This is a genomic window from Persicitalea sp. (genome assembly GCF_041751555.1).
Classification (GTDB): domain Bacteria; phylum Bacteroidota; class Bacteroidia; order Cytophagales; family Spirosomataceae; genus Persicitalea.
On the sequence record NZ_JBGSXF010000044.1, the window covers coordinates 1 to 13,612 of the forward strand.

15 protein-coding genes are annotated in these 13,612 nt (G+C 51.7%); 12 read left to right on the plus strand and 3 right to left on the minus strand.

What is annotated here, in order from left to right:
- The 10 genes from ACEW8P_RS01340 to ACEW8P_RS01385 all read left to right on the plus strand — a co-directional run.
- A partial coding sequence (locus ACEW8P_RS01340; RefSeq protein WP_373511314.1) for a serine protease occupies positions 1-369 on the plus strand: 369 nt, incomplete at its 5' end.
- A gap of 15 nt (positions 370-384) precedes the next feature.
- Positions 385-792 (plus strand): Dabb family protein, encoded by a 408-nt coding sequence (locus ACEW8P_RS01345; RefSeq protein WP_373511315.1) that lies wholly within the window; start codon positions 385-387, stop codon positions 790-792.
- Between the two features lie 70 nt (positions 793-862).
- Positions 863-1,573, plus strand: a complete 711-nt coding sequence (locus ACEW8P_RS01350; RefSeq protein ID WP_373511316.1) for an FHA domain-containing protein — start codon at positions 863-865, stop codon at positions 1,571-1,573.
- A gap of 65 nt (positions 1,574-1,638) precedes the next feature.
- On the plus strand, positions 1,639-2,595 hold the full coding sequence (locus ACEW8P_RS01355; protein ID WP_373511317.1) for a hypothetical protein: 957 nt from the start codon (positions 1,639-1,641) through the stop codon (positions 2,593-2,595).
- The gene (locus ACEW8P_RS01360) at positions 2,595-3,194 is read left to right on the plus strand and encodes an FHA domain-containing protein (RefSeq protein ID WP_373511318.1); all 600 of its coding nucleotides are present in this window, start codon (positions 2,595-2,597) and stop codon (positions 3,192-3,194) included. The genes ACEW8P_RS01355 and ACEW8P_RS01360 overlap by 1 nt, the downstream gene beginning before the upstream one ends.
- A 30-nt stretch (positions 3,195-3,224) precedes the next feature.
- Complete coding sequence (locus tag ACEW8P_RS01365) at positions 3,225-4,061, plus strand: PP2C family serine/threonine-protein phosphatase (RefSeq protein WP_373511319.1); 837 nt, start codon at positions 3,225-3,227, stop codon at positions 4,059-4,061.
- Positions 4,058-4,852: a caspase domain-containing protein gene (locus ACEW8P_RS01370; RefSeq protein ID WP_373511320.1), complete on the plus strand. Its 795-nt coding sequence runs from the start codon at positions 4,058-4,060 to the stop codon at positions 4,850-4,852. Before ACEW8P_RS01365 ends, ACEW8P_RS01370 begins: the two co-directional genes overlap by 4 nt.
- Positions 4,853-4,904: 52 nt before the next feature.
- Positions 4,905-6,908 carry an SBBP repeat-containing protein gene (locus tag ACEW8P_RS01375; RefSeq protein ID WP_373511321.1) on the plus strand — a complete coding sequence of 668 codons (2,004 nt, stop codon included), beginning with the start codon at positions 4,905-4,907 and terminating at the stop codon, positions 6,906-6,908.
- A 12-nt stretch (positions 6,909-6,920) separates the two neighbouring features.
- Positions 6,921-8,585 (plus strand): protein kinase, encoded by a 1,665-nt coding sequence (locus ACEW8P_RS01380; protein ID WP_373511322.1) that lies wholly within the window; start codon positions 6,921-6,923, stop codon positions 8,583-8,585.
- A gap of 6 nt (positions 8,586-8,591) precedes the next feature.
- Positions 8,592-9,638 carry a tetratricopeptide repeat protein gene (locus ACEW8P_RS01385; RefSeq protein ID WP_373511323.1) on the plus strand — a complete coding sequence of 349 codons (1,047 nt, stop codon included), beginning with the start codon at positions 8,592-8,594 and terminating at the stop codon, positions 9,636-9,638.
- A gap of 37 nt (positions 9,639-9,675) precedes the next feature.
- Here ACEW8P_RS01385 and ACEW8P_RS01390 read toward each other — a convergent pair whose 3' ends face one another.
- The 3 genes from ACEW8P_RS01390 to ACEW8P_RS01400 are packed head-to-tail and all read right to left on the minus strand — an operon-like array spanning position 9,676 to position 11,316.
- On the minus strand, positions 9,676-10,263 hold the full coding sequence (locus ACEW8P_RS01390) for a hypothetical protein (protein WP_373511324.1): 588 nt from the start codon (positions 10,261-10,263) through the stop codon (positions 9,676-9,678).
- Positions 10,263-10,841 carry an RNA polymerase sigma factor gene (locus ACEW8P_RS01395; RefSeq protein WP_373511325.1) on the minus strand — a complete coding sequence of 193 codons (579 nt, stop codon included), beginning with the start codon at positions 10,839-10,841 and terminating at the stop codon, positions 10,263-10,265. Before ACEW8P_RS01395 ends, ACEW8P_RS01390 begins: the two co-directional genes overlap by 1 nt.
- A 46-nt stretch (positions 10,842-10,887) precedes the next feature.
- Positions 10,888-11,316, minus strand: a complete 429-nt coding sequence (locus ACEW8P_RS01400) for a hypothetical protein (protein WP_373511326.1) — start codon at positions 11,314-11,316, stop codon at positions 10,888-10,890.
- A 203-nt stretch (positions 11,317-11,519) separates the two neighbouring features.
- On the opposite strand from ACEW8P_RS01400, the gene ACEW8P_RS01405 reads away from it, so the two are divergent.
- Together ACEW8P_RS01405 and ACEW8P_RS01410 are read left to right on the plus strand one after the other, a co-directional pair.
- A complete protein-coding gene (locus tag ACEW8P_RS01405) occupies positions 11,520-11,987 on the plus strand; it encodes a (2Fe-2S)-binding protein (protein ID WP_373511327.1) in 468 nt (155 codons plus the stop codon).
- Between the two features lie 23 nt (positions 11,988-12,010).
- On the plus strand, positions 12,011-13,612 hold a 1,602-nt coding region (locus ACEW8P_RS01410), incomplete at its 3' end, for a molybdopterin cofactor-binding domain-containing protein (RefSeq protein WP_373511328.1).

Sequence of the window (13,612 nt, forward strand, 5' to 3'; positions counted from 1 at the left end):
CCTGATTTTGAACTTTGGGAAGAGTCGGGCGGCATCGTCGAAATTACTGACCGCTGTCTACTGCACCCCTTCACTACCACCAAGCGCAATAGTGGCTCGCCCGTGTGGACGATGGTCCATGGCCAACCGCGCGTAGTGGGTATCCATGTCTCGGGCAACGCTGCATCTTGCGGAGCCTTGCCCGAAAATCGACCCTTTGGCAGCGCTGTACTGATCGATGAGCGGGTGTTCGGGATGATCGAAGCGTGGGTTACGGTGGAAAAGTCGGCCCTCGATAATTCTGCGCCAAGCGGAATGTCCGACCGACGCAAAGGCGCAAAGAACCACAGCGGCGAAACCCCTCGCGTCTTCGCCGCACCGACGTACTGATCCTTACGGTAAAAAATGAAAGCAAACTCCCGAAGAATATTCATTCAGAAAGCCGGGCTCGCCGCCCTCGGCACCGCCCCGCTGCTGGCCGAGCCCGAGCGGAAGAAAGATATTTTTGTCCATCACGTTTTCTTCTACCTCAAAGACCCCAACAACGCGCAGAATGAAGCCAAACTACTTGAAGGTTTGGAGAAGCTGGCTGAGATATCTGTCGTAAAGTTCTCCCACATAGGCCGCCCCGCCCGTACCGACGGCGGTGACATTGAAAAAGGCTACTCTGTTTCCTGGCTGTGTTTTTTCAAAAACCTGATCGAGGAGGAAATCTACCAGACCGATCCGGCGCATTTGGCATTTCTGGAAGAGTACGGGGATTTGTGGGAGAAGAGGGTAGTTTATGATTCACTGGGGCGGAAGGTGTGGTAAGTACTAGTATATAAACCTTTTAAATATCGAGCTACATCTTTAACTTGCCTCCCAAATCCCTCCACAGACAATGAGTTCGCCACCAGCCATTCCTGAAATACCTACGGTCACCATCGGCCGTGACAAGGCCAACACCGTCGTTCTGAATCATGCAACCATCAGCCGTACCCATGCCCGATTGATCGTCTGTTCGCCCACAAGTTTTATTCTCGAAGATAGCGACAGCAAGCACGGTACCTTCTTTGCGGATGTAAATCAGAGAAAAGTACAGTTAGCGCGAAAACTGGTCGATCTGGAAGATGAAATCTGGCTGGCGGAGCACAAATTCAGGGTGGAAGAACTACTGCCCGATACGGGCAAAAGCCCCGCCGAAAGCCGCTTTCCAAAAAAGAATCCGCTGGATTTTACGGAAGAATTTGCCCTCCTGCGTAAAGTGTACGACGACTACCCCCAACTACGTAAGGACTGCCGCAATCGCGAAAAAATGATTCGCCTTTGGAGCGTGGTGGGTGGCTCAGTGATCGGGATTGGCACCGTGGCGACGGCGGGTAGTTTGGGGTTTCTCGCTATGCTTTCGAGCGCTGGGTTGAGCATTCTGATCCCGACGCTTTCTTCGCATTTGCTCTCGACCGACGAGAAGCTTGAACTATTGGAAAAAGAATACCGCCAACACTACCGCTGTCCTAACACTATTTGCCGGGAGCCTTTCGGCAACCGCGAGTACGAGATGCTGGAGCGGCAGAAGAAGTGCCATCGCTGCAAAGCGGTCTGGGTCGAGTAATTTTTTTCGATTTTTGACTTACCTTTCCTGCCTTCGTTTGATACAACCTCAAAAACAACTCCCTCATGACCAAAATCTCGCCTACCGAACCGGAAATGACTGATGTTTTCAGCTGTTTTTCTGCCCCGCTTCCTCCCTTGTCCCAGCCCGCCGACGATAAAATCAAAATCAGCGACCGTAAAAAAGCGGCGCTGGCCACGGCGGCGGTTCTTCTAGGGGCCGGAGCCACTTTCGCGGCAGTCAATTCAGGTTTACTCGCCAATCCTCTTGAAAACGACACCGATAGGAAAGAGAATCCCGTTCCAGTCGAACCATCTGAGGACGCCACAGGAGAAAATACGTCCCTGCAGCACAATACCAGGTCAGCGGTGCAGAATGGTACGATCATACCCGGCGAAAACATCGACATCGCTACCGTAGCAAACGAGGAAATGTCTTTTGGCCAGGCATTTGCCGCCGCTCGCGAAGACGTAGGTCCAGGCGGAATATTTTCCTGGCATGGCGAGGTATATAATACCTTTTACGCGGAGGAGTGGCAAGGATTATCATTGGGCCAGCGGCAGGCTTTTTTGAAAGATGTCGGGTTTCGACCCAACGTCAGGGATGTAGCTCAGGGGCCGATAGATGAGCCGGATATTTATGAATTTGTCCTCAATGGGCGAGTGGCGATCGGCATTGATGAGGATCACGATGGGACAGCCGATGCAATCGTGTTTCTGGACGAGGATACCAATGATTTGATTGCCTATATGGACATGAGAGGCGATGATCGACTCGATTCTGTATATCGTTATGATACGGCTTCTGAGCAGGTCGTTGGAATGCATGCCATCGAGGAGCCTTTTCTGGTCGATGTTCACCGATTGGAAGAGTTAAGTACAACCGCCTACGAGCCCGTAGATTCTAATCTGTCTTTTGCGGTCAATAACGCAAAGACCTTCGAGGAAGGCAGCTTCGATGACGACGACTACACCGCCGAAAGTGGCTACGTCAACGACGCCGAAATGCCAGAAATGGACTAATGGCGGATTTTAAAAACGCCCTCATTTCCTGCCAGAAATGCGGTAGACTCATCGCGGTTAAGGCGCGTGATTACGAGAGTGGCGCGATTCAGTGTACCCATGCGGGCTGCGGGCAGATCAATCCGTTGACCCAGCCGTATTACGACGAGCGGATTTTGAAGGGGTTGCCCGAGTTTGGCCGATTGGTTCACCAGGCCAACCCAACGGTGAAGTACCCGCTTCGACTGGGCATCAATGTAGTCGGCCATTCGCCTACTTGCGAAGTGATGGTAGAACGACTGATACACGACGGTAGATGCTACATCAGTCGGCGGCATTGTACCATCGAGGTGATTTTTGATAAATGGAAAGGTAGTTTTCGCTACCAACTCCTGGACGGAGCTTCCGACGTAGATTCACACCATCACAAAAACAGCCTGAATGGTACCCTGCTCGACGGCTACCTGCTTCAGAACGGTGAAAAGATCGACATAGGCGATCAGGGGCTTTTGGGGCTGGGAGGAAAAGATTTTTTTCGGCTCGAAGCCTACCGAATTCCACCTAGAATGCTGGAAAGCTACCTGATGCTAAAACCTCTGGAACCGGACGAAACGCAGTAGATTCGCAGGCGCAACTCATTTATTGATACTGTGACAATTACCTTAGAAAAACCGCTCTCTTTTTCGTTGGTAGGCCAACGCGCCAACAACGAAGATTTCGTGCTTCCGGTGAACGAGCAGAGCTGCCTATTCGTAGTATGCGACGGCATCGGCGGCTGGGATCGGGGCGAGGTAGCCAGCCAGCTGGTAGGGGAGGCCGTAGCCCGATACTTTCAGCAAAATCCCGGCGAGATTTTGACCGAAAGCTACCTCGCTGCCGCCCTGAGCAGCGCGTATCTGTCGTTGGCAGAGTACCTGCGGCACAATCCATTGGTGAGCAAGATGGGAACCACACTGGCTCTGCTATACCTCGACGCACGGGGCGCTACCGTTGCCCACGTAGGCGACAGCCGCGTGCATCACCTGCGCGGAGAGCAGATTTTGTTCCAAACGCAAGACCATAAATACGTACGGGAATTAGTCGCCGAAGGAATCATCACCGAAGAACAGGCACTCGCGCACCCGCGACGCAACTCCCTTAGTCGCTCGATAGGGGCAGAGTCGGGAGAGTTTTCGTCTAAAATGGATAAGCCGGACATCACACATCTAGCCGACATTCGGGCGGGCGACTGCTTTTTTCTCTGTACCGATGGTGTTCTGGAACAAATAAGTAGCGGGATTTTGGAAGCGGTTTTTGCCCAAAGTGATTCTCCGGCAGACAAGATAGAGGAAATTCTTTTTCGTTGTCAGAACCAAACCCGCGACAACTACTCCGCCTGCCTGGTCACTGTGCGATCAGTGAATGCAGAAGGGGTGACACAGCCGCACGAAACATTTTCGAGAAATTTACAAGGTACTTTACCCGCACAATTGCGTAACGTGAAATGAAAAGAGCCAATAAAGGGCTGACTATTTGGATATTCACAAATCTTTGGGTCGTTTCCTTCAGCTGTCGGACTGTTGAGGCGAAAACGACCTACGCCGTCATTGTGGGCATTGCCGACTATAAAATTTCCGATTACCGAAATGGCGACCTTCGCTATGCCGACCACGACGCCCGACGGTTCGGTGAATTTCTGCGAAGTGCCGCAGGAGGATCCGTCCCCACTCGAAATATCGTTCTGCTTACTAACCGAGAGGCCACAAAAGTCTCCATCGTGAAAGCTATGCGACTTTTCCAAAAAGCCACGGCGCAGGATCGGGTAATCTTTTATTTTTCCGGCCACGGGCTGAAAGGTGGTTTTCTGCCCTACGATGTGCGCGACTCCGACCTGACCACGGTGCTTACCCACCGCGAGGTGAAGGCTGGTTTCAAGTCCTCTGCGGCTATCACCAAGCTGTGTATTGCCGATGCCTGCCTATCGGGTAGTATGACCACCCGCGAGACGTGGAACGCACCCGTTTCCCGAGAAGCTACATCCTCCAATGTAGTGCTGATGCTCTCCTCTCGCTCTACCCAAAGTTCGGTAGAGAGCAGAACTTGGCGGGGAGGCGTATTTACTTATTTCCTGCTCAGCGGCCTGGGCGGCAAAGCAGATGCCAACCGCAATCGTACCGTCACGATTAAGGAGCTTTATAACTACCTCGCTCCCCGGATTAGAAGAGATACGCCCAACCATCAGTCGCCACTTTTTTACGGGAAGTTTTCCGATGATTTGGCAATGAGTTCATTGCGATAATTATTTTATTATTTTTGTCAAAACGTAAGGGATCGAGTCACAAAACCACTCCATGAAAAGATATTTACATCGTTGGCTTTATTCTTTAATTTTTGGTACTTTTCTGCTTGTTTCAGTAGGCTGGTTGCCGGGCTGTGCCTGGGAGGATCCTACTCTCAAAACGTTAAAAAACTGCACGCTGCCTACCGCCGTAACTACGGTAGGGGTCAACAAAACCAACTACACCTACGCTCTGGTGACTGTGGCTCCCGCCGATATCAAAGCTGTAATTTGGAAAGTGCAGCAGGGCAACACAGTTTTGAAACAAGCCGATCGTAGCGACACTACGGCTTTCAGCCACAACTACGCCGTTTCGGGTACTTATACCGTCAGCGCCGAGATAGAAACGGTGTGTGGTGAGAAAGTCATACGCACTATCACTACCTCTACCACGGTGAAAACCTGCGTCCTGCCCTCAGCTATCACGGTTGCCAGTGCCAGTAACGATACCTACCGCTACAAACTCGTGACTTCCGCCCCTGCCGACGTTAAAGCGGTGGCCTGGAAGGTTGCCAATGGTGGCACCACACTGTCTCAGCAGTCTCGCACCGATACTGCGGCGTTCAGTTATGCTTATACTTCTGCCGGAATCTATACAGTCACAGCCGAGATCGAGTCGGTTTGCGGCGAGAAAATTACTCAGACTACCAGCACTACCTTCGATCCCGGCATCTCGGCTTCGGCGCGCTTCGCCACTTGGAAACTGGGTAGTTCGGGCAATGACGTAGGCAGAAGCGTGGCAGTAGATGCGGCTAGTAATGTATATGTAGTAGGTACTTACAGTGCGTCCTTTTCTTTCGGGGCCGTCGGGATGGGGATAGCCGGAACCAACGACGTCTTTATCGCCAAATACAATAGTAAAGGAGACGGGCTTTGGATTCAGCGCATCACGGGTAATGAAACGGACGAGGTCAAAGACATTGCCATCGATGCCCAGGGCGATGTGTACGTGACGGGTGAAGTGAGTTCCAACGCGGGTTACTACGCCAGCCCCGACGATGTCCGGCTAGGTGTTATTTCCCGCAAGACGGTCAACGGTAAAAGCGATGCCTTTCTAGCCAAGTATAGCCGTGACGGCAATCTGTTGTGGTTCAAAAATTACGGTGGAAGCAATCCCGATGCTGCTACGTCCATCGCGCTACATTCTTCGGGGATTTATATGACCGGAATCTTCGGCGCGGCCAACACCACCCTCGGCACCGTCACATTGGGCGGACTGGGTGTAGAGGGTAAATTCGAGATGTTTTTGGCGAAGTTGAATTACAGCGGCGACGTGCTTTGGGCTGTATCCAGCGGTGGTTTTGAGAGCGACTTTGCCAGCAACGTCGCAGTGGACACGGATGGCAACGTGTATATGTTGGGTAGTTACGAATCGCCCGGGACTTTTCGCTCCGCTTCGGGTGCATCGAAAGAATATTCTTCCAACGTATCACCCGATATTTTTATCGCCAAATATGATTCATTCGGCAATTTGCAAAACTTCCACCGGGGCAACTCCGGCACGTTCGTTTACGGCAATAGCCTGGCGATAAACAACGGCGCTCTGTACGCAACGGGTATCGTGGGCGGTGGGAAATACGGCAGCACCTCAGTTGATTACAAGGGAGGAAACGGGGATATGTTCCTGGCCAAGTACAATCTCAGTACCCTGAATATGGAATGGCTTAGAACAGCCGGAAGTCCCGGATTCGACGCAGGAAACAAGGTCGTGTTTGACAAAACGGGCAATATTTATGTGGCTGGCTTGTTGAGCGATAAATGTCAGTTTGGTAACACCACGATCAGCGCAGTGGGGGACACCGACGCTTTTCTGGCGCAATACGATCCCAGCGGCAACTTCCGCTTCGCCAAATCGGTTGGTAGCACAGCTCCCGATGGCTTCAATTCTCTTGCCTTGAACAGTAGCGGCAGCCTTATTTTTATGGTAGGTTATTTCGGGGGTAATGTAAAAACAGAGACTTTCTCCTTAACTTCTTCCGGTAGTTCGGACGTATTGATCACCAAATATCCCGATTAAATCTACACGAACATGAACCCCTCTTTCACCACCTATTCCGACTTCCGCCAGCGTTACCCGATTCAGTTCGGGGATGATTCCCTCTGGCTGGGTAGCGGTACGTACGGCAGAGTGATCAAGGTGGAGGATCAGGTAGAAACTGAATGGGTCGCTATCAAAATATGTGAGTGTCGAAGTGACGATACCAAGTCGTTGAAAGCAGAAGTGGAATTGGCTCGGAAAGTCCCGCGCCACGCCAACATCGCCCGCTATGATGCTTGCCATCGGCTCCAAACTGAAATGGGGATGAGCGATTTTGCCATCATGAAATATTACCCCGATGGCAACCTGGCTAATCTGTTGAAGTCGCGCTCGCTGAGCGAAGTCGAGTTGCGGGAATTGGTGCGGGGCATTCTCGAAGGTTTGGAAGCATTGCATCGCCAGCGCATCGTTCACCGTGATTTTAAGCCTGCCAACATCCTCATTTCGCGCGACAATCGCGGAAGGCTGGTGCCCAAAATCGCTGACTTCGGCCTGAGCAAATTTGTGGCCGAAGACGAGATCGACAGTTCCGACTTCGACCTGAGCGATGGACGCGGAACGCCCGCGTACAAAGCCCCCGAGCAGATCACGGGCGGCACGGTCAGCTTTAACCTTGACCTGTGGGCTTTTGGGGTTATTCTTTACGAGATGGTAACGGGCGAAAAACCGTTCAGCTCGGGAGCGCAGTCGAATGAACCCACCCAGCGCCGGGAAATGGAGAATAAAATTGCCGCCGTCCAGCTTCCCGACCGCTTGACGACCGTCGCGGAGCCATTCCAAGGCATGATCCGCCGGTGTTTGGTTAAGGATATTAAGGGACGAGTGCGCAAACCGGACGAGTTGTTGTCTTTGTTGGAGAAGCCAACTACACAAATCCCCGTCTCTAAACCAGTACCCCTTGCCGTACCTATTGGGGGCCCTCGGGAAGAATATACGGACGTTTTCATCCCCTCCGGTCCGATCGTCCCTACTCCCAAACAATCCGATAGGAAAATAAACAAGCCGAGCGTTGTCCTGCCAATCGAAATACCTTCGGTTCGGGTATGGCTGCCGCTGGCGATAGGCGCAGCTGTCATGGTGGTTAGCATGTCCTTGTGGTTTGGCCGTACGACTGCATCAAGTTACGAAAAAGGAATAGGGCAGTCAGTGGCAGCTATCGACACAAAAAATTTAGAGAATGGTGATAAAGAGATACCCACTCCTCCTGCTTCGGTGCAGAAGGCGGGTATCATCGACGGTTCTGGCCCCGCGTCCTCTAAACCTACGAAATCGGAGTTGAGTACTATTAAAAAAGGGGGAGAGAACCTCAATAAACCAACTGAGAGTAAAGCCGATAAAGTGGCATTGAAGAAACAAGAAGCCCAACAGGAGTATGAAGATTTAATAGAGAAAGGAAACGGTGCGATCAATTCCAGCAATGATAAAGCAGCCGCGATGAACTACTTCAGAAGCGCCAATCAATTGGCGACAGTAAACGGTCTTGATACGGCCAAGGGAAATGCCGCTTACACCCAATATTTAGAAAAAGGTGACCGCATCAACGACAGAGACAGCTATCTGGGTGCAATGGCTTGGTACAAAGTCGCTCAGTCACTGCGCCCGACGGACGAAGTCAAGCGAAAAATCAGGGAATGCGAGATCAATCTTAATTTGTAAACAACTATGCTCCGATACGCTCTACTTTTTACATTTATTGCTGGTATTTTCCCCTATGGTTTTGCCAATAGTGCTGCGCTGAAAGTGGGTTTCGTTGAAGAACAAAACGTAAGCCGAATAATCGATGAAGAATATGAGCGCTACAAAAAGCGCGGCGATGAGTACTTCGATCAGGGCGATTATCAAAATGCCCTTCGACAGTATCGGAACTGTCTGGAAGTACCTAATTTTGAAAACGATCCTTACGCCAAAGGGAGAATCGAGCAGTGTCAAAAGCTCCTGAAACTACGCGAACAGGCCTACCAATCACTGAACAAAGGCAACGGCGACGAAGCCATTGGTTCGTTTGAACAAATGCTGGTTGAAAATCCCAAAGACTCGATTACCAAAGTCAACCTGACGGATTACTGGACGCGGGAAGCCACCAAATTTTACAGCGAACGAGACTACGAAGCCGCTAAAGAACACTACCAGAAAGCGCTACGGTACGCTACCAAGCCCGATCTGATTCAGTTGCAGATTCAAAACAGTGAAGCCTTTATTAAGTACCGCAACGAGCAGGCCGCTAAAAGCGCGGAGACGAAAAAGGAACAACCGACTGAACCAGAATTGAAAGAAGAAACGCTGGAGCAGATAACTATTTCATCCGGCAAGCCCGAGCCGATGAAATTTGTGAAGCCAAAGCGCCGCATTGCAGCGAAAGCCTTAGCGGCGGCCGTTGGTGTGGGAGCGGGAGCTTATGCCTACTCTCTTAACAATAACTACCAATCAAAGCTCGACGAAGTGACTCGCATCGGCAAAACGGCCGACCCTGACGGCGACAACGTCATTCTGTCTTCCAATGAATTCAGCCAATGGCAAACGGCTTACAAAGCGACAACTGATGCAAAAAACGACCGCTCTAAGTTCATGGCCGCGCTGGGCGTAGCGGGTGCGGCGGCAGTCACGGAGATTATTTTATTCGTTCTTCCCAAGACCAGCAAATCGACGGGGATTAGCGTAGGCGTAGCTACCCAAAGTACCGGCCTGGCCGTACGTTATGTTTTCAAATAAATGACGACATCGGCATGATTGGAATGGGGTTGTGAAATCAATCGAAACCCTTTTCTAATAGGTTCTTAGCTCTTTGCTGATACGAGTGTTCAGGTTTATTAGAGATAGTCGTCAACAAAGATTTTGCTTCTTTTTTCTGGCCCTTATGCATATAGGCCAGCGCCACGTACCACTCGGCCTTTTGGCGAGCCTCTGCTGAATTACCGTTGTTGGTAATTCCTTGCAGAGAATCTAAGGGCATGGATTTGTACCGCATATCGGTCATTTCCCGTTCCGCCAGTCCTCGGAGACTTGAATTGCCGGAAGTTTGATTGTATTGCCAAACTAACCACCCGGCGCCCATCATGATGGTCACCGAGGCCGCCAAACCCCAGTTTTGCCAACTGCCAAGCCTTCTGATAGTTGTGTTTTTTGAAACAATCTGCGTTTGCGTTCGCTTCTGAGCGTCGAGGATTTGCTTCTCGATAGCGAGCGCTCGCAATCCCAGACGCAGCTTCTGTTGTAGTTCCACTTCTGATCTCAATTCTGTATTCGTTTTCAATTCGGTCTCGAAAGATATCCGCTCGGGACTCGAAAGTCCGTCCTGTAGATATGCTTCTATCCTGTCAAATTGTTCGTAATTCATCAGTTACGGGGGGCTTGTTTTAACACCAACTGTTTCAATTTTTCGGTGCAGTCGTACCGTTTTTGTTTGGTCGAGGACTCTTTCATTCCCAACTTCCCGGCGATTTCTCTCAGCGAAAGTTCATCTAAATAAAACAACTCGATGAGCCGTCGGCAATCGTCTTTCAGTTGATTAAGGGCTACCCTCACTTGCGCAATGGTTTCGCCGCGTTCGAGGTCCTTTTGCAAATCGACATCGTTGGCAGGGTCGTAGGCATCGGGCATGACCGATCTCTTTTTCAAACGACTCGACGCAAGTTCATTGAGCCACACCTTTTTGCAATAATCGAATACAACGGTAGTAATTTTGGCATTTTCCCGAAACTCGTACTTTCCTGTCTCCAGGTTCAGGAAAAAATTTAACAACCCTTTGTGAAAAGCATCCTCGGCGTCCATTCCCGAGCCACTATTCCTCTCGACCCAGTACCGGAACGAATGCGATAACTCAGCGTACAAGTGATCGTACGCCCAGCCTTGGCGCTTTTTCAGAGCTTCGTACAATTCAGATTGTGAAAGAGGAGAAGTAGGTTTTCCAGGCATGAGGGAGCGAGTTACCGTGACAAACCTACTTCAAAGTTGTCATTCATCAAAAGGGAGAATAAGACTTGGGCTGTTTGGGAACGTAAGTTTTGTTACCATTGCTGTTGATGTAGTACTGCCCGCCACGTGGACCCGTATGGATCGTCCGACCGGATCCGTAATTCGATGCCTCAGGCGAGTAATCTTGCGCTCGGCTTCCCGACTGCTGGGTATAAGGGTTTAGGCTCCCGCTGGTAGAGAAGTTGTCCAAGTTGGTGCTGTTCGACCGTGTCTTGTAGTGCGGCTCAACGTAGGAGCCATCGCTTCTGCTGTACCCCTGCTGATAGCGGACGCTAGGCTGCGAAGGAGTTGCAAAAAGTGAATTGCTGTGGGAGGGTTGACTCTGTTTAGTACTGCCGTAGCTTAAACCGTACTGGGCGTTTGCCAAGAAAGGCGTTGCGACGATCAGGATGAAGGAAAAGAGGTGCTTTTTCATTGTTTGATTTGGTAAGGTGAAAAGTTAAATTCACAACTGTATCAAATCATCTCACTAAACGTAAGTCTCGACTTAACTAAAATTCCAAATCTTACCCCTCATTTTGCAAGAAAAGATGAAGAAATATGGAGAGAGAAGGCAAGATTTTCCTGATCGGCGTCTTTCAATAAGTAGAGACAAATGGTATACCTTATTATTCACCCATGGAAAAAGACGTCACCTTGCGAGTAAATGGCAAAACGCGGACGGTTCGGGTCGATCCCGCTACGCCGCTGCTTTACGTACTGCGCAATCAACTGGAATTGAATGGCCCGAAATATGGCTGCGGCATCGAAGTCTGTGGTTCCTGCATGGTGCTGATGGACGACCAGGCAGTGCCAAGCTGCCGAATACCCGTGGAAGAGATGTCAGGCCGTGAAATCACCACGCTGGAAGGGTTGACCCAGTCCGACGGCACGCTACATCCGGTACAAAGTGCTTTCGTAGAGGAACAAGCGGCCCAATGCGGCTACTGCCTCAATGGCATGGTGATTGCGGCGGTAGCCTTGCTTGAAAGCAACAAGAAACCCAACGAAACCGAAATCCGGGCGGGTATGGATCGCAACTTGTGCCGCTGCGGTACCCATACCCGAATGATAAAGGCTGTCCAACGGGCAGCGGATGCCTCCTGAACTCCGACTACCCAAAAAACATCATGAAAGAAGCATCGTACAATCCTCAGCAGTCGCGCCGGAAATTTATCAGTAACCTCGGCTGCCTGACTATTAGTTTTTCTCTGCTGGGCAACGCCTGGGCCGAGGCGGGACCGAATTTGGTTGAAGAAACCCTACCCGGTGCCCTACGTCGACAACCGCGACTCGACGCCTGGCTGGAAGTACTGGGCGACGGCCGGGTGCGGGTACTGATTGGTAAAATGGAACTGGGGCAGGGTGTCCGCACGGCCATCATGCAGGTTGCCGCCGAAGAGCTCGATCTAGCCCTTGATCAGGTGGAGGTGCATCTGGCCGAAACCGGACGCACCCCCAACGAAGGCTACACAGCCGGGAGCGGCTCAATGGAAAATACGGCAATGTCGGTGCGTTATGCAGCGGCTTTTTCCCGCCATCAACTCCTGGAAATGGCGGGCAAAAGATGGCAGACACCGCCGGAGCAGCTCACAATGGCCAACGGAAAAGTCAGCCGGAAAGGAAAAAAACAAACGCTAACCTTTGCCCAACTTCTGGACGGTGCGCAATTGCAGGGTGAGGTAAAACTACCCGTAAAACTCAAATCGCCGGACACCTATCGGTACGTTGGCAAAGCAATCCCCCGGACTGACATCGAGCAAATGGTACGGGCGCAAGTGCTTTACGTGCAGGATCTTCGGATGCCGGGCATGGTGCACGCTCGGGTCGTGCGGCCTCCGGGAAGCGGAGCGAAACTCCTGTCATTCGACGAACAAGCATTTGCCAAAAAAGTACCGAGCCTGCTGAAAACGGTCATCGATGGTACTTTCCTGGCCGTAGTGACCGCCGATGAGTACCAGGCCATCCGGGCGAGGGAAACCGCCCTGGAACACGCGCGCTGGTCGGACGCACCGCCGTTGCCGATGGGGCAGGATATAGAAACATACATCAAGAACCTTCCGGCGAAGAGTCAAAAGGTCAAAGAACTAGGATCGACCGAGGCTCTGGATCAGGCGGACGGAAAAACGGTAAAGGCCAGCTATTTCAAGCCCTACCAGATGCATGGCTCCATCGGGCCCTCTTGCGGCGTGGCTCTTTACAAAGAAGGATTGTTGCACGTGTGGTCGCACAGCCAGGGTATCTACCCTTTTCGGGACGCGCTGGCCAAGATGCTGAGCCTGGAACCTGAAAAAGTACATATTGTCGGGGTACCTGGCTCGGGCTGCTACGGTCACAACGGGGCCGACGACGCCGCTACTGATGCTGCCATAGTAGCGATGGCGATGCCAGGTACGCCCGTTCGGCTACAATGGATGCGGGAAGACGAACACGCTTGGGAACCCTACGGCAGTGCGATGTGCATGGAGGCTGCCGCCCGATTGGACGAGCAGGGCAAAATCTCGCACTGGCGCTACGCTGTCTGGTCCGATGGCCACAGCAACCGCCCCGGCGGCAATCCCAGCAACTTGCTGGCGGCCTGGCATCTGGCGAAGCCATTCCCTAAGCCCTCAATGGGGTACTTCGGGGGGGGCTACCGAAATTCCGAACCTTATTACGATATTCCTAACCTCAGAATCGATGCTCATGCTTTCGAGGGGCCGCTGCGGGTGTCGTCGCTGCGAAGTTTGGGC